Annotated in this window: 21 protein-coding genes and 2 pseudogenes; 6 read left to right on the forward strand and 17 right to left on the reverse strand. The window is 70.1% G+C overall.

Annotated features, from left to right (window positions below):
• Position 1: 1 nt before the first annotated feature.
• Complete coding sequence (locus ABD347_RS14230; RefSeq protein WP_344360798.1) at positions 2 to 802, reverse strand: PP2C family protein-serine/threonine phosphatase; 801 nt, start codon at positions 800 to 802, stop codon at positions 2 to 4.
• Here ABD347_RS14230 and ABD347_RS14235 point away from each other — a divergent pair.
• Together ABD347_RS14235 and ABD347_RS14240 are read left to right on the forward strand one after the other, a co-directional pair.
• The gene (locus ABD347_RS14235; protein ID WP_344360801.1) at positions 704 to 1,585 is read left to right on the forward strand and encodes a universal stress protein; all 882 of its coding nucleotides are present in this window, start codon (positions 704 to 706) and stop codon (positions 1,583 to 1,585) included. The two genes, ABD347_RS14230 and ABD347_RS14235, sit on opposite strands and share 99 nt — an antisense overlap.
• Positions 1,586 to 1,649: 64 nt before the next feature.
• Positions 1,650 to 3,317, forward strand: coding sequence for a cation:proton antiporter (locus ABD347_RS14240; RefSeq protein ID WP_344360803.1), 1,668 nt, complete (start codon positions 1,650 to 1,652; stop codon positions 3,315 to 3,317).
• A 411-nt stretch (positions 3,318 to 3,728) separates the two neighbouring features.
• On the opposite strand, the gene ABD347_RS14245 is transcribed toward ABD347_RS14240, so the two are convergent.
• Positions 3,729 to 4,979, reverse strand: a complete 1,251-nt coding sequence (locus tag ABD347_RS14245; protein ID WP_344360805.1) for a cation:proton antiporter — start codon at positions 4,977 to 4,979, stop codon at positions 3,729 to 3,731.
• Between the two features lie 4 nt (positions 4,980 to 4,983).
• Positions 4,984 to 5,454, reverse strand: coding sequence for a cation:proton antiporter regulatory subunit (locus ABD347_RS14250; protein ID WP_344360807.1), 471 nt, complete (start codon positions 5,452 to 5,454; stop codon positions 4,984 to 4,986).
• A 330-nt stretch (positions 5,455 to 5,784) separates the two neighbouring features.
• Here ABD347_RS14250 and ABD347_RS14255 point away from each other — a divergent pair, with 330 nt between their 5' ends.
• Entirely contained in the window at positions 5,785 to 6,177 is a 393-nt protein-coding gene (locus tag ABD347_RS14255) for a hypothetical protein (RefSeq protein WP_344360809.1), read from the forward strand.
• 262 nt (positions 6,178 to 6,439) lie between these two features.
• Here ABD347_RS14255 and ABD347_RS14260 read toward each other — a convergent pair whose 3' ends face one another.
• Together ABD347_RS14260 and ABD347_RS14265 are read right to left on the reverse strand one after the other, a co-directional pair.
• A complete protein-coding gene (locus ABD347_RS14260) occupies positions 6,440 to 6,715 on the reverse strand; it encodes a twin-arginine translocase TatA/TatE family subunit (RefSeq protein ID WP_344360811.1) in 276 nt (91 codons plus the stop codon).
• A gap of 37 nt (positions 6,716 to 6,752) precedes the next feature.
• Positions 6,753 to 7,334, reverse strand: coding sequence for a TerD family protein (locus ABD347_RS14265; RefSeq protein ID WP_344360813.1), 582 nt, complete (start codon positions 7,332 to 7,334; stop codon positions 6,753 to 6,755).
• A gap of 129 nt (positions 7,335 to 7,463) precedes the next feature.
• Here ABD347_RS14265 and ABD347_RS14270 point away from each other — a divergent pair.
• Positions 7,464 to 7,921 (forward strand): annotated as a pseudogene (locus ABD347_RS14270) (transposase); the annotation flags it as partial.
• Here the strand turns inward: ABD347_RS14270 and ABD347_RS14275 are convergent.
• Both ABD347_RS14275 and ABD347_RS14280 read right to left on the reverse strand, forming a co-directional pair.
• Positions 7,891 to 8,914 (reverse strand): annotated as a pseudogene (locus tag ABD347_RS14275) (IS630 family transposase); the annotation flags it as partial. The pseudogenes ABD347_RS14270 and ABD347_RS14275 overlap by 31 nt on opposite strands.
• Before the next feature lie 86 nt (positions 8,915 to 9,000).
• Positions 9,001 to 9,717 (reverse strand): gamma carbonic anhydrase family protein, encoded by a 717-nt coding sequence (locus tag ABD347_RS14280; protein ID WP_344360814.1) that lies wholly within the window; start codon positions 9,715 to 9,717, stop codon positions 9,001 to 9,003.
• An 89-nt stretch (positions 9,718 to 9,806) separates the two neighbouring features.
• On the opposite strand from ABD347_RS14280, the gene ABD347_RS14285 reads away from it, so the two are divergent.
• Both ABD347_RS14285 and ABD347_RS14290 read left to right on the forward strand, forming a co-directional pair.
• Positions 9,807 to 9,992, forward strand: coding sequence for a DUF1737 domain-containing protein (locus tag ABD347_RS14285; protein WP_344360816.1), 186 nt, complete (start codon positions 9,807 to 9,809; stop codon positions 9,990 to 9,992).
• 221 nt (positions 9,993 to 10,213) lie between these two features.
• Positions 10,214 to 10,387, forward strand: coding sequence for a hypothetical protein (locus ABD347_RS14290; RefSeq protein ID WP_344360818.1), 174 nt, complete (start codon positions 10,214 to 10,216; stop codon positions 10,385 to 10,387).
• Between the two features lie 310 nt (positions 10,388 to 10,697).
• On the opposite strand, the gene ABD347_RS14295 is transcribed toward ABD347_RS14290, so the two are convergent.
• The 10 genes from ABD347_RS14295 to ABD347_RS14340 all read right to left on the reverse strand — a co-directional run.
• On the reverse strand, positions 10,698 to 11,495 hold the full coding sequence (locus tag ABD347_RS14295; protein ID WP_344360820.1) for a class I SAM-dependent methyltransferase: 798 nt from the start codon (positions 11,493 to 11,495) through the stop codon (positions 10,698 to 10,700).
• 326 nt (positions 11,496 to 11,821) lie between these two features.
• Positions 11,822 to 12,832, reverse strand: a complete 1,011-nt coding sequence (locus tag ABD347_RS14300; protein ID WP_344360822.1) for an ABC transporter substrate-binding protein — start codon at positions 12,830 to 12,832, stop codon at positions 11,822 to 11,824.
• A 16-nt stretch (positions 12,833 to 12,848) separates the two neighbouring features.
• Entirely contained in the window at positions 12,849 to 13,622 is a 774-nt protein-coding gene (locus ABD347_RS14305) for an ABC transporter ATP-binding protein (RefSeq protein WP_344360824.1), read from the reverse strand.
• Position 13,623: 1 nt separating this feature from the next.
• Positions 13,624 to 14,601, reverse strand: coding sequence for a FecCD family ABC transporter permease (locus ABD347_RS14310; RefSeq protein ID WP_344360894.1), 978 nt, complete (start codon positions 14,599 to 14,601; stop codon positions 13,624 to 13,626).
• Positions 14,602 to 15,004: 403 nt separating this feature from the next.
• The gene (locus tag ABD347_RS14315; RefSeq protein ID WP_344360827.1) at positions 15,005 to 15,823 is read right to left on the reverse strand and encodes an S-methyl-5'-thioadenosine phosphorylase; all 819 of its coding nucleotides are present in this window, start codon (positions 15,821 to 15,823) and stop codon (positions 15,005 to 15,007) included.
• The gene (gene mtnC / locus ABD347_RS14320; RefSeq protein ID WP_344360829.1) at positions 15,820 to 16,554 is read right to left on the reverse strand and encodes an acireductone synthase; all 735 of its coding nucleotides are present in this window, start codon (positions 16,552 to 16,554) and stop codon (positions 15,820 to 15,822) included. The genes ABD347_RS14315 and mtnC overlap by 4 nt, the downstream gene beginning before the upstream one ends.
• Positions 16,551 to 17,135 (reverse strand): 1,2-dihydroxy-3-keto-5-methylthiopentene dioxygenase, encoded by a 585-nt coding sequence (locus ABD347_RS14325; protein WP_344360831.1) that lies wholly within the window; start codon positions 17,133 to 17,135, stop codon positions 16,551 to 16,553. The genes mtnC and ABD347_RS14325 overlap by 4 nt, the downstream gene beginning before the upstream one ends.
• 4 nt (positions 17,136 to 17,139) lie before the next feature.
• Positions 17,140 to 17,805, reverse strand: coding sequence for a methylthioribulose 1-phosphate dehydratase (gene mtnB, locus ABD347_RS14330; protein WP_344360832.1), 666 nt, complete (start codon positions 17,803 to 17,805; stop codon positions 17,140 to 17,142).
• Complete coding sequence (mtnA, locus tag ABD347_RS14335) at positions 17,802 to 18,848, reverse strand: S-methyl-5-thioribose-1-phosphate isomerase (protein WP_344360833.1); 1,047 nt, start codon at positions 18,846 to 18,848, stop codon at positions 17,802 to 17,804. Before mtnA ends, mtnB begins: the two co-directional genes overlap by 4 nt.
• Positions 18,849 to 18,865: 17 nt before the next feature.
• Positions 18,866 to 19,210 (reverse strand): methionine adenosyltransferase domain-containing protein (locus ABD347_RS14340; protein ID WP_344360834.1); only part of this gene is annotated, 345 nt, incomplete at its 5' end.

Consider the following 19,210-nt stretch of genomic DNA (forward strand, 5'->3'; position numbering starts at 1 on the left):
CTTACGGCAGCCGGCGCACCCGGGTCACCAGAAGTGCCAGGTCGTCGTCGAGGGGCTCCTGCAGGAGTTTCTCCAGAATCCGGCCACCGACTTCCGTGACCGGGCGTCCGCCTTCGGCGCCATCACTCGTGACTTCCCGCACCAGGGGCAGCGCACGTCGTGTGTGGAACGGGTCGCGCGCCAGTGCGCCGGTGTAGAAGCACAGCACGTCACCAGCGCTCAGCCGCAGTTCGGTGGCTTCGAAGGGCTCCGCGCCCTTGCCCAGGGGCGGCCCCGGACGCAAGGGCACCATGCCGGTTTCGGCGCCGCCCCGCGCGACCAGCACCCGCCCGGGGTGTCCCGCGCTGGCCAGTACGCAGTGGCAGGTGACCGGGTCGTACACGGCGTACACGCACGTCGCGCCGTGCACGCTGCCGGCGGGGACGGCGTCTCGATGTTCCTCGTCCTCTGCGAACCGGACCTGCGTGACGTCCCCGTCGTCGGCCTCCGTATGGGTCGCCGGCCTCCGTATGGGCGGCGTGATCTGTGACGGGTCACCGGCGGGTGAGCGGCGGTCGCCCTCGGCTGGCGGAGTGGGCGGGGCTGCGGAACCGTGGAGTACAAGGAGACGTTTCGCGTGGCTGCCGGTCCGGCGTTCCGGGGACCCGGGGAGTGCCCCGCTCGCGCGCGCCGTGGCGGCGGCGTGCGTTGGAGGGTGGTCGCCATGGGCACGGCGTGGTTCCGTCGGCTGCTGGCGGCCACAGACCTGTCCCGTAATGGGAGCCGCGCCGTGGGGCGCGCGGTGCGACTCGCCCGGTTGCATGAGGCGCGGGTCACCGCCCTGTGCGCGGGGTCTCCCGGGCTGGGAGCCGATGTCCTTGACCAGGCGCGTGAGCGGCTGGCAGGCCACCTGCGCCGGTATGCGGGTGGGCCGGGCGTGGATGTGGTGGTGCGTGTCGGCAGGGTGAGTCCGACGGTCGCGGTGGAAGTGGAGCGCTGTGCGGCCGATCTGCTCGTCGTCGGTGCGCATGGCGGGGACCTGCCGGCCGACGCGCTGCTGGGCATGGTCCCGGAGAACCTGATCCGCTCCGGCAGGGCCCCTGTGCTGGTGGTGCGAGGGCCGCCCGGCGTCGACTGCCGAACGGTTCTTCTCGCGGTCGACGTGACCGACTCCTCGCGGAAGGCGGCGCGCCGCGGTATCGCGCTGACTCCGGGTGCGGAGCACTACGCGGTGCACGTCTGTGCCGTACCGGGCGAACACCTGCTGCGGATGCACGGGGTGGGCGAGGAGGAGCTGTCACAGCTGCGACATGTGTGCCTGGAGGAGGTACGGCCCCGAGCCGAGTGCCTGGTGGGCTCTCTGGCATCCCCGGTCCCACCCCATCTGCTGGTCACCACGGGGAGTCCCGCGAGCGCCGTCCCGGAACTGGCCGGGCTCCATGGGGCCGATCTGATCGTGACCGGCGCGGGGGCTCGGTCGAAGTGGGAGCACGCCTTGCTGGGCAGCGTGGCCGGTCGCCGTCGCCTCCCGCCCGCCGCCGCCGCCGAGCACGTGATGCGGCGTGCCCGGTGCGATGTCCTGATCGTTCAGGGGGCGAGGAGATGACCGGACCGCCGTCCCACCTTGTCGCCGGGGACCACGGCCGGCCGCGGACTGTGGTCGGACGGGGGTGACGGAGTTGCACGGGTTCGCCCTCACCGCCGTCATCCTGGCGATCTCCGCGTTCGTCGGGCTGTTGGCCGTACGCCTGCGGCAGCCGCTGATCGTCGCGTTCATCGGTGTGGGCATCCTGGTCGGCCCGACCGGCTTCGGCTGGGTTGAGGCGGACGGCACGATCGAACTGCTGGCGCGGATGGGCATCGCGATCCTGCTGTTCCTCGTCGGTCTCCGGCTGGACCTGCATCTGATCCGTACCACCGGCCCCATCGCCCTGGCGACCGGTCTCGGCCAGGTCCTCTTCACCTCGGTCATCGGCTATCTGATCGCCATCGGGCTGGGCATGGACACGGTCACGGCGCTGTATGTGGCGGTGGCGCTGACCTTCTCGTCCACGATCATCATCGTGAAGCTGCTGTCGGACAAGCGGGAGCTGGAGCAGCTGCACGGGCGGATCGCGGTCGGCTTCCTCATCGTCCAGGACATCGTGGTGGTCCTGGTGATGATCGCTCTGACCGCGTTCGGGCGGAAGGCCGGAGAGAACCTGGCCGTGGATGTCGCCCTGGTCTTCGCCAAGGGCCTCGGGCTGCTGGCCGGGGTGGCTCTGCTCATGCGATATGTCCTGCCGAAGGTGTTGCACCAGGTGGCACGCTCGCAGGAGCTGCTGCTCCTCTTCGGCGTGGCCTACGCGGTGTCGGTGGCTGCCCTGAGCGACTGGATGGGCTTCAGCTCCGAGGTGGGGGCGTTCCTCGCGGGTGTCTCGCTCGCCACGACGCCGTACCGGGACGCGCTCGGCGCCCGCCTCGTCAGCCTGCGGGACTTCCTGCTGCTGTTCTTCTTCCTCGAACTGGGCGCACGGCTGGAGTTCTCCGACGCCTCCCGGCAGCTCACCGACGCGGCGATCTTCTCCGTCTTCGTGCTCGTCGGCAACCCGCTGATCGTCGTGCTGATCATGGCAGCCATGCACTACCCGGTACGAGTGGGGTTCCTGGCCGGGCTCACGGTGGCGCAGATCTCCGAGTTCTCCCTCATCCTCGCCGCCCTCGGCCTGAGCCTCGGCCACATCACCGGCGCCACCGTCAGCCTGATCACCGTCGTCGGCCTGATCACCATCGGCGGCTCCACCTACCTCATCCTCTACTCCCACCGGATCTACGCCCGCCTCGAACGCTGGCTGTCGGTCCTCGAGCGCACCGACGGCCGGAAACGGGACCTTCACGGACACGAGAAGGAAGCCGACGTGATCCTCTACGGCCTGGGCCGTTTCGGCGGTGCCATCGCCGACCAACTCGGCAAGACCGGTCACCGCGTCCTGGCCGTCGACTTCGATCCGCACCGCGTGGCCCGCAGCGAGCGAGAGGGAGTGACCGCCATGTACGGCAGCGCCGAGGACATGCATCTCCTGGAGAACCTTCCCCTCTCCCACGCCCGCTGCGTCATCAGCACCGTCCCTCTGGCCGAAACCAGCAAGGCCCTCCTGCACGGACTGCGCCACCACGACTACCGGGGCAAGGTGGCTCTCACCGCCCATTCCGAGCGCGACGCCGAGCAGCTGGCCGCCGTCGGCGCCGACCTCATCCTGCGGCCCTACCCCCTGGCCGCCATGGCCGCGGACGAAGTCCTCGACCAGCTCCTCGGGGACGGCGGCGAGGGCTCGGACAGCGATCGCCCGCACCCCTGAGCCCGGCCCAGACCGGTGCCCATTGTTCCCTCCGCCTGGTTACCGAGGCCGGAGTCACCCGGCTGTGCGTCGGCGGACCGGGGGCGGGGCATTCCCACGCTGACGGCGGTAGGTGATTCCGGCGGTTCCACGGCGGGCTTGTCGCGAGCTCTCCCGGCGACGTGGGCGGCGCAGGAGGACCAAGGAGACAGGGGAAGCAGATGTCTGCCGGTGACGTGGCCGAGCCTTACCCGGTGGCTGGCACGGACGACGATGCCATGGAGGTGGCCCGCCCGTTCGCCGAGCACCGACTCCCGGCTCTGCTGCGAGGCAGGTTCCGGGCAGATCCGACTGTACCGCCGAGGCAGACGGACAGGGCGGCGAGCACCAGCACGGTCTCCCGACCGGTGATCGCCGCCCGAACGCCGTCGCTCACGCGCGTCCCACACTGCCGTCGTCCACCGGCTCCAGTGCCTCCTCGTGCGGGGGTTCCGTGTCCGCCGGCACGGCCGGGACGGGCTTGCCACGCCGCGCGGTCAGGCGGGTGGCGATCGGTTCGGTGTAGCGGGCGGTGAGCGGTCCGATGATGACCAGGACGAGTACGTAGGCGGTGGCCAGCGGGCCGAGCGCGGGCTCGATGCCGGCCGTGACGGCGAGGCCGGCGATGACGATGGAGAACTCGCCTCGCGCGACGAGAGTGCCGCCGGCCCGCCAGCGTCCCTTGGCGGAGATGCCGGCGCGCTTGGCGGCCCAGTAGCCGGTGGCGATCTTCGTACCGGCCGTGATCACGGCCAGGGCCAGGGCGGGGAGGATCACCGGGGGAATGCTGGCGGGGTCGGTGTGCAGGCCGAAGAAGACGAAGAACACCGCGGCGAACAGGTCCCGCAGCGGGCTCAGGAGGGTGTGCGCGCCTTCGGCGACCTCGCCGGAGAGCGCGATGCCCACCAGGAACGCGCCGACGGCGGCCGACACCTGAAGCTGCTGGGCGATACCGGCGACCAGCAGGGTCAGGCCCAGCACGACCAGGAGCAGCTTCTCGGGGTCGTCGCTGGAGACGAACCGGGAGATGACCCGCCCGTACCGGACGGCGAGGAACAGCACCAGCCCGGCGACCCCCAGCGCGATCGCCAGGGTGACGCTGCCGGCCGCCAAGCTCACACCGGCGAGCAGGGCGGTGATGATGGGCAGGTAGACGGCCATGGCCAGGTCTTCCAGTACCAGGATGCTCAGGATGACCGGTGTCTCGCGGTTGCCGAGCCGCCCGAGATCACCCATCACCTTGGCGATGACGCCGGAGGACGAGATCCAGGTGACCCCGGCAAGCACCACAGCCGCGACCGGGCCCCAACCCAGCAGCAGCGCCATCGCCGCACCGGGCAGCGCGTTCAGAGCGGCATCGACCAGCCCCGCCGGGTACTGCGTCTTGAGATTGGAGACCAGGTCGCTGGCCGTGTACTCCAGGCCCAGCATCAGCAGCAGCAGGATCACGCCGATCTCGGCGCCGATCGCGACGAACTCCTCGCTCGCCCCCAGCGGCAGCAGACCGCCCTCGCCGAAGGCGAGACCGGCCAGCAGATAGAGCGGAATCGGGGAGAACTGGAAGCGTCCGGCGAACCGGCCCAGCAGACCCAGGCCGAGGATGATCGCACCGAACTCGATCAGAAAGACAGCGGACGCGTGCACCGGATCACTCCCGTCCGAGTATCGCGGCGGCCGCGTCCACACCCTCGCGGGTACCGATCACGATGAGGGTGTCCCCGCCGGCCAGCCGGAAATCGGGCCCGGGCGAGGGGATCGCGTCCGCCCGGCGGAGGACGGCGACGATCGACACCCCGGTCTCCGTCCGCATCCGCGTCTCGCCCAGCACACGGCCGTTCCAGTGCGAGGTCGACGTCAGCTCGACGCGCTCCGCCACCAGGCCGAGATCCGTGGTCGACAGGAGGTTCGGGCTGTGATGCGACGGCATCAGCGCGTCGATCAGCGCCTCCGTCTCACCCGCGGTGAGCTTCAACGACAGCGCGCACTCGTCGGGATCGTCCCGCCGGTAGGCGCTGAAGCTGCGGTTGCCGTCGCGGTGGGCGACCACCGACAGGCGGCGGTGCTCGCGGGTGGTGAGGTCGTAGCGGACCCCGATCCCGGGCAGCGGCGTACTGCTCATACGCGGAGCGGGCACAACTGATCTCCCTGCGGTGTGGATGCGGGCAGCGATGAAGGCCCACATGTCGGTGACGACTTGGCGGGTACTTTACCTAGGCGGCAAACGGTGATTCTGGGGGCATTCCGCCCTGACAGCGCTTGGGGATGGTCGAGATGCCGCGCAGGACCGTTCGTGGAACCCGTGCGAAACAGCGCCTTGCTGCAACGTGCCCACGCGTCAACGTGCCGTTGGCGCACGCCCGTCGGCAGCAGACAGTGCCCGCTCCGCAGCGGTGCATCATGTCCGTGGCCGCGTAGCGGCAGGGAGCACGAAAGGAGCGGTCGTGATCAAGTGGAGGTCGCTCAGCACAGGGCCAAAGCCGGCCCCGGAGCCAGTGGACACCACGGTGACCTGGCTGGCAGCCGCCGTCACCGCCCCGCGCTGGTCGCTGCCCACCATCTCCTCGACCGCCACGGCGACCCGCTCCTCGACCTCATCGCCCTGTGCGTGCTCGCCGGCGTTCTGAGCGCATGCGCGCGCATCGCCGCCGCCCCGGGTACCGCACCGGCCTGCTGGACGTTCTCCAGCCTGTTCGCCGTGCCTCCGGTCGGCCAGTTCTCCTGGTCCGGCCACCACGACCTCATCCGCCTCGGCTGCCTGCTGCTCGCGGCAGGCGTGAGCACGATGGGCACTCGCCTTCTTCATGCCCGCGCCGCATACCGACGGATCTCCCCGCTGGCCTGAAGCCGTGCCCACCCGCCCGGCGGCCTGGCACGTACGACTGACGCCCACTTCGGTACCCGGCATAGGCCGCCCGCGCCGATAGGGATCTTGCCAGTGCCCTGTCACAGGACCCAGACAGCTCTCCATCGTCCTTCAAAATGGCCTCGAACCAGCGCCGATGATGCCCCTGAGGGGAGCTGCCTTCCGTTGTCGCGCGGGATCAGTGACGGCCTGGCGGAGTCCCCGCTCCAGGACGGAGGGCCGAACAGGTGGGGCGGTCGGCTCAGGTCCGCGGGGTGTCGTTGCCGGGCTGGGGCACGAGGTGGCCGGTGGCATCACCGGGGGCGGCCTTGATGACGCGCCCCGCCAAAGGCACCGCGGATGGCGCATCGGCCGTGGCCGGTGACGCAGGGCCCGGGTCGGACTTCATCGCTTTGGCCTCGCTCTTGAGGATGCGGGCCGACTTGCCCATGGAGCGTGCGAGCTCGGGGAGCTTCTTGGCACCGAGGATCAATATGACGACGATGAGCAGAATGGCGAGTTCACTGATTCCGAACATGGGTGTCCATCTTCTCCCCGGTAGGCGGCAGGGGTGGTCAGAGGTGGCTGGCGATGACCGGCAGCAGGTCCTGGAATGTTCGGCCGTTGGCCGGTTCCCCGATGGCGGACATGTTCCAGCCGGCGCCCGCGCGGTGAACCTTGGCCATGATCTGGGCGGTGTACGCCCCGCCGCCGGACAGGGTGTAGCGGGCCAGCTCCTGGCCGGTGTTCTCGTCGATGAGGCGGCAGAAGGCGTTCTCCACCTCGGCGAAGGTCTGCCCGGTGAAGGAGTTGACGGTGAAGACGATCTGGTCGACGTGGACGGGCAGACGGCCCAGGTCCACGAGGATCGACTCGTCGTCGCCGCCCTGCCCGGCACCGCCGACGAGATTGTCGCCGGTGTGACGGACCGAGCCGTCGTCACTGACCAGGTGCTGGAAGAAGACGACGTCCACAGGCTCTCGGCCGGCGAAGAGCACCGCGGAGGCGTCGAGGTCGATCTCCTTGGCAGTGAGCCTGGCGAGGAACCCCTTGCGTGGCGCGGCCTGCCAGCCCAGTCCCATGCGTACAACGCTCAGCTTGCCGCCGTCGCTCTTCTCCAGGCTGATCTGCTGGCCTTTGGTCAGCGTGATTCCCACCGGTTTCCTCCTGTTGCACGGGTCGGGATGTGCCGCTACCGCCGATGACGTTCGACGACAACCAGCCTGAATCTACAGCACTGTAGAAGCTCGAAGGGGGCCCCGGCCGGCGAGCCGGCCGGCCATGCCCTCGGACGCTCCCGCGGCGGGATGACCACGAAGATCCACCTCGCCGCGGACGGCCGTTGCCGGCCACTGGCGTTCGTCATCACGCCAGGCTGGCGACGCACCCGCGTTCGCGCAGGTCATGGCCGGGTTACGGGGCGCTCGGGCGGATCGGCCGTCCCAGGATCACGCCGGATGTGGTCCTGGCCGACAAGTCCTCTTCGTCGCGGGCGATCCGCCGTCATCTGCGGCGGCGCGGGATCCGGGCGGTGGTCCCGCAGCCCGCCGACCAGGCCGCGAACCGCAAACGCCCGGGCCGCCGAGGTGGCCGTCCGCCGGCCTTCGGCCGCGAGGCCCACAAGCGGCGGAACACCGTCGAGCGCTGCATCAACAAGCCCAAGCAGTGGCGCGGTCTGGCCACTCGCTACGACCAGACCGCCACCATCTACCTGGCGTGGTCGGTGCCGTCGAGGGTGAAATAGCGCAGGGCGGTGAACTGGGCCTCGATGCGGTTCAGCCAGGAGGAGTTGGTCGGGGTGCAGGCGAATTCGACGTTGTTGGCCTCTGCCCAGTCCGCCACCCGGCGGCACCGCTTGGTGGTCAGGTGCGGGGAGTAGTTGTCACACACGATCGCCAGGCGGACTGTCGGCGGGTAGAGGGTGCGCAGGTAGCGGCAGAATTCCAGGAACTTCGATCGGTTCTTGGTCTTCTTGATGTGGCCGTAGAGCTTGTCCTTGGCCAGGTCGTAGGCGGCGAACAGGTGCCGCACTCCGTGTGGGCGGTTGTAGGTTGCCCGCCGCCTGCGGCGCGGTTCACGGTCGGGGTCTTTGTGCCTGCCGCCGAGTTCGGCCCACTGCCGGCCCGGGTGCGGTTGCAGGTTCAGCGGGCCGAATTCGTCCGGACAGAACACCATTTCCGGCTCGCCGTCCTCGGGTATGACCTCGCCGTCGGCGATGGCGTACAAGTGCTCGACGCGGGCCTTCTTGGCGGCGTAGTCCGGATCGCGGGAGGTCTTCCAGGTCTTATGCGTTGAAACGAGACGCCCTCCTCGCGGAGCAGGGCCCGCAGGCCCTCGTGGCTGATGTCGTCGACCACCCCCTCGGCGACCAGGAAGTCGGCCAGCTTGGCCAGGCTCCAGGTCGAGACGGCAGGCCGTGCTCGGCCGGCTTGGACTTGGCGATCTTCTTGATCTCCCGGCGCTCGGGCAGGGTGAAGGTCCTCGGCCGCCCGCCCGCGCACTTCGGACAAAGCGGGCCGAAGCCGTCAGTGTTGAAGTTGTGGATCACATCCCGGACCCGGTCCGCGCTGGTGAACGTCACCTCGGCGATCTCCGCCACGGGCATGCCCTGCGCGGATAACAGCACCATCTGCGCCCGGCGCCAGGTCACCACCGACCCGGTACCCCTACGGATGATCCGCAGCAGCCGCCTGCCCTCGTCGTCATCGATCTCACGGACCCGCACGCGCTCTGCCACCGGCACAGCCTGCCGGACGCGCGCCGCCAAAGTGGAATCCGGACGGCGCGTCACCTCACCACAGCACAAGGGCCGCTGACGCGGCGCTAGTCGGGATCCAGAACCTCATCGTCCGCGTGCGTGCCGAACTCGGCGACGCGCACCTCCGCGATGTGCTCGTACCGGCTGATCCGGTCGGTCCACTCCGCGTCGACGCCGAACGCCACCTGCGCGAAGCCCACCCGCCGGACGGCCTCGGCCATGCCCGGATCGCCAGGCGCCAGCAGCCGCACCGGCGCGTCAAGCGCCACGGTGTGCGGCGGCACGAAGTACTCGTCCGGCAAAACGGTGCGCGCATGGACGAGCGCGCCGACAGCGACAACCGAGCCGGCCCCCAACCGTGCGCACTGCAGGACCGTCGCCGCGGTCGCCACATAGACGCACCTGCCGACCTCGCAGCCCAGTAGCGTGGCATGCGGCCCCACGAAGACGTGATCGTCGACAAGCACCGGCTGATCGCCGGCGACCGCAGACCCGCGCAACACCGCGTTCTCGCAGATCACCGCCGCCTCCCCGACCTCGATCCGAGACCCCTCGGCATCGAGCACCGCACCGTACATCACCCGCGCCCTCGGCCCCACGCGGACATCACCGACGAGGGTGGCCGTCGGGGCGACGTAGGCGGTGGGATGGACCTGCGGTTCATGCCCGCGGTGCCGGATGCGGATTCCCTGCGCTTCAGCGATCATGAGCGGATTCTCGCCCGACCAGCCGCAGGCATGCTGGCGGATTTCCGACATCGCGTTCGCCGAGACCTGGGCCATCCGCGATCTAACGACCTTGGGAGCGATTGGCCCTCGGGATTGCTGGTCGCCTGGCTGGGTGGACGGGTGCGCATGAGATCTTCCTCTTCATGAGTACACCACCAGATGGATTGCCTATCTACCGAGTCTTGACCGGCCCGGACGACGCCGCGTTCTGCCATCGTGTGAGCGAAGCGATAGCTCTCGGCTTCGAACTGCACGAAGGCCCTGCGGTCACTTTCAACGGTGAAAGGGTCATCGTCGCCCAAGCGGTGGTATGGCCAGCACAGTCGTAGCACTTGGGGTCGCGATCTGCCCTTGACACGAGAAGGGCCGTACGGGTTAGGCGAGTTGTGACGCTTGCCTGGGCCCGTGCGGCCTGTTCCCATCCTGCCGCGGGCTGGCTAACGAGTTTCCTGACCAGGTCGACGCCCCACCGAAGAAGCCCAAGGATGACGCCTCACTGGGCGAGCGCCACGCCTGGCGCGAGCGACATCGCCGACGGTCCTCAGCACGGATGCATGTCGAGCACAGCAACGCCGAGCACAAGCAGTGGCGGCCCTTGCAGCGGTTCACCGGCCGCCGTGAGACCTACACGGAAATCCACTTCGCCATCGTCGGGCTGGTCTCCGACCGCTCCGCACGCAAGCCCGGCACCGAACTCGTGCTCGCCCGGCAGGCTGCCTGCTGATCACCTACCAGCTGACCCGCCAGGCCAGCATGCCCCGGCCTCAATCGCTCCCGAGGTCGTAAGGCACTACAGGGCGAACGCTGCATGATGCGGCACTAGTCGACGGTTGCCCTCGTACGCACGGGAGTGCCCCGACGTACGGGAGTTCCCCGGCTCGTACCGCTCTTCTCTCCCAGCGTCTACGGCCCCACCGACGGAGGGCCAACGTGGAGGCCGTCCGGCCTCCGCCGGCCTCGCCGGCCGGGGCGGGGAACGGGTCTCGTTGGATGACACACCACCATGGGCTTCAGGCACTCGCTGTCGTGGACGACTACCCCGCCTCGACGGGGTGATCCGCGAAGAGGCCAGGGCTCCTTACCCTGCGCCACGCCTGAATACCTTCGGGCGCGGTCCGGTCGCGTTCGAGGCCCACCGCCGACAGCTCGGCGGCCAGTGTCTCGTCGGAGATGACATGGCAGTCGAATTCCGCGGTCTCTTCCCGGAGCAGGTCGTCACCGCACCAGGTCCGGTAGGTCATCACCCAGCGGATCAGGCCCTCGCCCACCACGTCCGCCCGCGCCAGCGTGTCGTAGCGGTGCCGCCCCAGCGTGCCGCCAGGGATCTCCGACAGCGGGATCGCGCTCGCCGTCTGAGGGTGCTGCGACTCCATGATCAGCAGGCCGCCGGGGCGGAGCGCGCCGGCCCACCTGTGCCAGAGCCGGACCCGCTGCTCCGGCGAGAAGTGCATGGTGACGTTGAACATCACCACGGCGTCCAGCGGGACGTGCACCTCGGCTTCCAGCGCGTCCTCGGGCAGCACGGTCACCGTGTCCGCGGCTGCGGGTATGCGGGACAGCCGCGTCACCAGAGCTGCGCGCATGATGCGCGTCGGCTCGATCGCGAAGATCTCCCCGTCCGGCCCGAGCAACTCCAGCAGGAGTTCGGTGAAGGCCCCGGTGCCAGGACCGATCTCCGCAACCGCGCCGGCCTCGGACACCAGGCGCCGCAGGGCGTCCGTCAGGGAATCCCGTACCGGCTCGGGGAAAATCATGTCGTAGTACGGGCCGTTGACCGCATAGCCGAGCCCTTGATCGGCGCGGTCGGCCTCACTCGCAGCGGTCCTGGTCATCTGGGGCCTTTCTCGATGGTGGGATAAGCGATTCCCCGAGCGGCACCCGGCCCGTCAACCGACCGCGACGAGCAGTGCCACGAGGCGCTCGGAACTCCGGGTCGGCTCGTCACGCTCCAGCAGGCAGGGCAAGGCGCCGGCGGGGCCCGTGAACCGGCCCTCCGCCGCCCGCCCGCGGGCGATCCGTGCCGCCGACGGTGGCGGCTGCCGCGACGCGGGGTTCGCCGCGGCGCTTTCCCGACGGAGCAAGCCGCCCGGGCTCAGCGCTCGGGCTCGGAGCGCCAGGGCCGTGTGGTCGGACACGGCCCTGGCGCGCTGCCACTCGGTCAGCTCTTGAGCTCACCCAGGTACTTCGCGAACTTCTCCAGGCCGTCGATGTTGCGCGGTCCGCTGACGCCCTCGTTGTAGTCGAGGATGAAGAAGTTGTTCTTCTTGACGGCGGGCAGCCCCTTCGTGTGGGGGGATGTCTTCAGGAAGTCGATCTTCTTCTGGGCGGGCAGGTCCCCGTAGTCGAGGATCATGATGACTTCCGGCTCCGCTTCGGCGACGGCCTCCCAGTTCACCTGCGTCCACCGCTGGTCGAGGCCGTCGAAGACGTTCTTGCCGCCGGCGGTCTTGATGATGTCGTTGGGCGGCACCTGGTTGCCCGCGGTGAAGGGCTGGTCGGTGCCCGAGTCGTAGAGGAAGACCGGGACCGGATCGCCCTTGGGCGCCTTCGCCCGGACGGCCTCCACCCGCTTCTTCAGCCCACCGACGACCTCGTCCGCCTTGTCCTCGACCTGGAAGATCTTGCCCAGCCGGTCGAGGTCGGTGTAAAGGGCTTCGAACGGGGTGAGCTTCTCCGGGTACTTCGGGTAGTTGAAGCAGCTCTCCGCGTGCATGAAGCTCTGGATTCCGAGCTTGTCCAGGATCTCCGGGGTGATGCCCCGCTCATCCTTGAAGCCCGAATTCCAGCCGGCGAGAACGAAATCCGACTTGGCCTCGACCACGAGCTCCTTGTTGAGGAGGTCCTTGCTGAGCATCTTCACCTTGGCGTAGTCGCTCGCCCAGGGTGACTCCTCCACCGGCGGGTTCGCCGGCGGCATCACGTAGCCGTGCACGTGGTCGACCAGCCCGAGGCTGAACAGCTTGTCGGCGCTTCCGCCTTCGTACGCCACGGCGCGCTGGGGAACCGTGTATTCGACCGGCTCACCGCACCTCTTGACGGTGACCTTCTTGGATGCCTTGGCGTCCGTTTCCACTTCGGCGCCGCAGCCGCTGAGCAGCAGTGTGGCCGCGAGCGCGGAGCCGAGGACGGCGTGCTGCCGCACCGAGCGGGGGGATCGAGTCATGGTCATGACCTGGTGGTGCCTTTCACAGGGAGGGATTGAGCGAATACAACAACTGCGGATCACCCGTCAGCGGGTGGGACACGATGCTGGCCTTGACGCCGAACACCTCGTGGACGAGATCCGTGGTGAGTACGTCCTCGGGCGTGCCGGTGGTGACAAGGCGGCCATCGCAGAGAACCCCCAGGCGGTCGCAGGCGGCCGCGGCGAGGTTGAGATCGTGCAGCACGACCAGGACGGTGAGTCCCGAGCCGCGCAGAAGTGAGAGCAGTTCGACCTGGTGCCGTACGTCGAGGTGGTTGGTCGGCTCGTCGAGCACCAGGATCTCCGGCTCCTGGACGAGCGCCCGGGCCAGCAGGACACGTTGGCGTTCCCCGCCAGAGAGCGTCAGGACTCCGCGCCGGGCGAGGTGGCGGATGTCGAGCCGGTCCATCGCGCGTTCGCAGAGCTCCCGCTCCCGGCGGCTGAGCGCCTGGTTGCCCTGAAGGTGCGGTGCGCGTCCGAGCGCGATGACCTCTTCGACCGTGAAGTCGAGGTCGACGGCGCCGTCCTGGGTCATGGCCGCGATGACCTGCGCGGAGCGGCGCACTGTCAGGCGGGAGAGATCGTCCTCGCCCACCCAGACGGTGCCGGAGCTGGGGCGGAGGGCACGGTACACGCACCTGAGGGCGGTGGACTTGCCGCTTCCATTCGGGCCGACCAGGCCCACGACCTGGCCGGTTTCCACGCCCAGGGACAGGTCGCGTACCAGGCTCCTGCCGTCGGTCACCACAGAGAGCCCGTCAAGTCTGAGTTCCATCTCAGCGGCCTCCGAACATGTAACCCTTGCGGCGCATCAGGGTGACGAACACCGGCACCCCGACGAGAGCGGTGATGACGCCCAGGGGCAGCTCGCGCGGTGCCACCAGCGTCCGGGACACCAGGTCGACCCAGACCATGAAGATCGCTCCGGCCAGTGGCGCCACGGCCAGTACGCGTGCGTGGGTGGCGCCGACGACCATGCGCACCACGTGGGGCATGACCAGTCCGACGAAGGCGATGGCGCCACTGACGGCGACCATCACGCCCGTCACGAGCGAGGCCAGGACGAGCAGAGCCTTGCGGTGCCGGTCGGGGCTGATACCCAGGCTCGCGGCGGTCTCGTCGCCGAGGGCCAGCACGTCCAGCGCCCGGCCGTACCGGTACAACACGACCAGGCCGAGAACGACGATCACGGACACGACCGGGAGCGCACCCCAGCTCGCGGCGCCGAAGCTGCCCATGGTCCAGTACAGGACCATGCTGGTCGCCTCGCTGTCCGGCGCGAAGTAGATCATCAGGCTCATCACCGCTTGGAAGCCCAGCGACATGGCCACGCCCGTCAGGACGAGCCGCAGCGGGGAGAGCGCGCCCCGGCTGTAGGAGGCGGCATACACCAGGAGCGACGCGACCAGGGCCCCGATGAAGGCACCGGCCGACACGGCGTAGATGCCCAGCGCCGCCAGTCCTCCGGTGACCGTGACACCGACGGCTCCGACGGAGGCGCCCGAGGAGACGCCCAGCACGAAGGGGTCGGCGAGCGCGTTGCGCACCATGGCCTGGATGGCCACGCCGATCGCGCTCAGCCCAGCCCCCACGAGCGCCGCGAGCAGCACCCGTGGGGTACGGATCTGCCAGATGATCTGGTACGTGGTCACCTCGTCCGCGGCGATACGGCCGCCGCTCACAGACGCCCACAGATACCGGGCGGTCTCCCCCGGCGTGATCACGGCGGCCCCCAGACCGATGGCCACCACCATCGAGATGAGGAGAACGACGAACAGAACGGCGCAGGCAAGCGCCAGCCCCTTACGGGAGGCGAGCCGGCCCTTCACCCCCCGCGCGGGTTCGGGGGGCGCCTCGCCGGCTGACGTATCGGCGCCGCTGCTCGCCGATGGCGCAGTGATCGCTGGCGGTGACATAGAACTCGGCCTTCCAGGTTGAACGGAACGTACTGATCAGGCGGGTGGCGTTCGCCCGCTCCTCGGGCGGACGCCCGTACTGCACCGGTTGGGCGGGAGCAGGCGCGCCGCTTGCTTCTCAGCCGGGGCCGGCGCCGCCGGGGCGCGCCGCCCACGAGCGCTCCGCGACGTCGCCCTGCGGCGTGGAGGCGACTCGTCCTTCCCCGTCCCGGTGTGACCGGTGTGACCGGTGTGCACCGGTTCAGGGCAGGTCGAAGGGCAGGGTCATGCCGTCGAGTGCGCGGGCGGCAGGGAAGTCACCGCTCCCGGGCAGCAGCCCGATGGCGTCGAGCACCATGCGCCGGAGGCGCCGGGTGTTCTCGGCGAAGACCTTGAACACCTCTTCCTGGGCAACGCTCTCCGTCGCGTCGATGCCCGCGTCCAGGTCGGTCACGAGGGCCACGGTGGCGTAGCCGAGGGCGAGTTCGCGAGCGAGGACCGCCTCGGGGTGCCCGGTCATGTTCACCAGCGACCAGCCGGCCGCCGCGAACCACCGCGACTCGGCGCGGGTGGAGAACCGTGGCCCCTCGACCACGACCATCGTGCCGCCGTCGACCGCCTCGATCCCTGCTGTGGCGGCTGCTTTGAGGAGCGCTTCGCGGCCGTGCTCGCAGTAGGGGTCGGCGAACGAGACGTGGACGGCGCCCTCGTCGTAGAAGGTCTGGGTCCGGCCGCTGGTCCGGTCCACCAGCTGGTCGGGAACCACGATGGTGCCCGGGCCCAGGTCACGCCTGAGGGAGCCGACCGCGCAGGGGGCCAGGATCCGGCGCACGCCGACGGAACGCATCGCCCAGAGGTTGGCCCGGTAGTTGATCCTGTGTGGCGGGATGCGGTGCCCCCGGCCGTGCCGGGGCAGGAACGCCACCCGCCGTCCCGCGACCGTGCCCAGCATCAGGGCGTCGGAGGGCGGACCGTAGGGCGTGCCGACCCTGACTTCTTCCGCGTCGTCCAGCAGTTCGTAGAAGCCGCTGCCCCCGATCACGCCGATCTCGGCCACCGGGGCGTTGCCGCTGACGCTCATGTCCGTGTTTCCTCTTCCCGTCTTGTTCTTCGGTGCAGCCGTACGCCGTCCAGGGCGGGGACCGTCGGGTGTCCGGCCACCTCCGGGCCGCGCGGGTCTCCGGGGCGCCGTACGGCCACAGCCCGCCACCCCGCGGTGGCGGCCGCGTCCAGTTCCTCTCCGACGTCGCTGAAGAAGACCGTTCCGTGTGCGGGGACGCCGATGGCACGGGAGATGGCCCGGTAGGACTCCGGTTCTCGTTTGCCGCCCGCGCTGGACAGGTCGAAGTAGCCGTTCAGGAGCGGGCTGAGGTCGCCGTGGTTGCTGTGCACGAACCAGTCGCGCTGGGCCGCCGCCGAGCCCGAGGAGTAGATGTAGCGGTCGATCCCCGACCGCCGCCATCGGGCCAGCGCCCCGGGCACGTCGTCGTAGACGTGGCCGGTCAGCGTGGAGCGGGCGTAGCCCTCGGCCCAGATGAGCCCCTGGATCCGCTTGAGCGGAGGCGCCTTGACGTCCTGGTCGGACCAGGACGTCAGCGCCGCGACGGCGCCCTCCTCGTCGAGTCGGGGATCGCCGGTGTGGGTCCGCAGCTCTTCCATCAGCTCTGTCCATGGGGGCTCGCCCCGGTGGGCCGCGAACCAGTCGGCGAAGCGCTCCCTCGCGTAGGGGAAGAGCACGTCGTGCACGTGGGAGGCGGAGCCGGTGGTCCCCTCGATGTCGAGGACCACGGCCCGCACCGTCGACAGGATCACGTCGCCGCTTCCGGCGCCAGGAGCGTGTCGAGCCGGGGGAAGCGCTGGGCGATGGGGTCGCCGGTGAAGTCGCCCACCCAGCCGTCCTCCTTCTCGAAGAAGCGGATCGCGGCGAACTCCGGGCGCGGGCCCATGTCGAACCAGTGGCGGGTGCCCGCCGGTACGGAGAGCAGGTCGCCCGCCTCGCACACCACCGCGTGGACCCGGCCGTCGAGGTGGAGGTAGAAGCACCCCGTGCCGTGGGCGAAGAAGCGCACCTCGTCCTCGCCGTGCCGGTGCTCCTCGAGGAAGGTGGAGCGCGCCTTGGCCGCCCGTTCCTCCCACTCGGGGCTCTCCTCCGGGTGGAGCCGGGCGACGTCCACCAGCCTCAGCCCTTCACGCGCGCACAGTCCGTCGATCTCGGTGCGGTAGCGGGACAGTACGTCCTGCGGGCCGGTGTCCGGTGTGATGGTGCCGCGCAGCGGCCAGCGGTCGAACGCCACCGCGCGGGCTCGCAGCGTCTCCGCGATGCGGTCGTGGTCCCGGGTGCGCAGCAGCACTGTTCCGGGGTCGTCCTCCGGCATGACCTGAAGCAGCGTCATGTGATCAGCCTTCCTTTCCTTGCGCGGGCGGCACGGATCCGGTGAGCAGCAGCAGCCGGCAGATCGATTCCAGGCACTCCAGCCGGTTGCGGGCCTGGGCGAGGTCGTGTCCCCATGTGGTGATGCCGTGGTCGGTGATGAGAAGGGCGGGAGGCGCGTGTGGCGTCGCGGCCAGGTGGTCGGCCACGTCGGCGGCGATCCGCGGGACCTCCGGCCAGTTGGGGAAGACGGGCACCTCGGTGCGTGCCGGGTCGGCCAGGCCCAGGCCTTTGAGCAGTTCGAGCCGCTCGATGCGCAGCGAGGTCAGGCGCGTGCGGTGGCCGGTGCGGCACGCGACGGCCGTGGCGTAAGGGGAGTGGACGTGGACGACCGCGCCGGCGTCCGTGGTCCGGTAGATCGCGGAGTGGATCGTCGTCTCGGCCGACGCCCGCAGCGGCCCCGGTGCTGCCTCCTGTCCCGTGTCCGCCCGTACGACGACCATGTCTGCGGCGGTCATGTCCCCCTTGTCCCGGCCGCTGGCGGTGATCAGGGCCGCCCCTCCGGGCAGGCGCACCGAGAGGTTGCCGGCGGTGCCCGGCATCCAGCCGCGTTCGTACAGGGCCCGTGAGACTGCCGCGAGTTCACTTCCGGCGCGTGCGCGCTCGCCGTCGTCGACGGCCGGACGGGTCATGCCGACACCTCACGCGGACGACTCGTACCGTGGGAGCCGTGCGGCCGGAAGACCCGCACCTCGGAGACGATCGCGGTGACCAGCTCGGCCGGGGTGACGTCGAAGGCGGGGTTGAACACGGCGGCACCGGCGGGGGCGGCCTCGACCCCCGCGAAGCCGGTCACTTCGCCCGGGTCGCGCTCCTCGACCACGATGCCCGAACCGTCGGCCAGCTCGCGGTCCCAGGAGGACTCCGGAGCGACGATCACGAAGGGGATGCCGTGCCGCGCGGCGGCGACCGCGAGACCGTACGTGCCGATCTTGTTCGCCACGTCCCCGTTCGCGGCGATGCGATCGGCCCCCGCCAGCACGCAGTCCACCATCCCCCGGGCCATGGCGGCGGCAGCGGCGGAATCCACGCACAGCCGGTACGGCACCCCCGCCTCACCCAGCTCCCACGCGGTGAGCCGGGCTCCCTGGAGCAGCGGCCGGGTCTCGTCCACGAGCACCTCGGCGATCCGGCCGCGCTCACGCAACTCGATGATCGCGCCAAGTGCGGTGCCGACGGCGGCGGTTGCCAGGCGCCCGGTGTTGCAGTGGGTGAGAACGCGGACCGGCCGGTCCGGGACCAGCGACTGCACCAGGTCGGCCGCCCGTACGACGGCGGCCCGGTTGACCGTGACGTCCTCCTCCACCATGGCCATGGCCTCCGCGAGCACGGCCTCGGGGCCGCCGGCGAGCCGGGTCAGGGCGCGGCGGACGGCCCAGGCCAGGTTGACGGCGGTGGGCCGGGCGGCGGACAGTCGCGCGGCATCGGCCCGCACGGCCGCCTCGTCGACCCCGCTGCCCGAACTGTTCCGGCAGGCGGAGAGCGCCACCCCCAGGGCACCGGCCAGACCGATGGCAGGCGCTCCGCGTACCGCGAGCGACGTGATCGCGTCGGTCAGTTGCTCCACCGTCTCGATCCGCAGCAGGCGGTATTCATGCGGCAGGGCCCGCTGGTCGACCGCGAGGATGTGCCCGTCGTCCCACGAGAGCGACAGGCGCGGACGTGGCGATACCACTGTCTCGTCCTCCCCCTTCATATGCCTGCCACCGCCCGCAGCGCGTCGACGCGGTCGGTGCGCTCCCAGGTGAAGTCGGGGAGTTCGCGGCCGAAGTGGCCGTACGCCGCCGTCTGCGCGTAGATCGGCCGCAGCAGGTCCAGGTCGCGGATGATCGCGGCCGGGCGCAGGTCGAAGACCTCGGCGATCGCGTTCTCGATCCGCTCGACCTCCACCTTGGCGGTGCCGAAGGTCTCGACGAAGAGACCGACCGGCTCCGCCTTGCCGATCGCGTACGCCACCTGGACCTCGCAACGCGAGGCGAGCCCCGCCGCGACGACGTTCTTGGCCACCCAGCGCATCGCGTAGGCGGCCGAACGGTC

Source organism: Streptomyces gobitricini (assembly GCF_039532985.1).
Taxonomy (GTDB): Bacteria; Actinomycetota; Actinomycetes; order Streptomycetales; family Streptomycetaceae; genus Streptomyces; species Streptomyces gobitricini.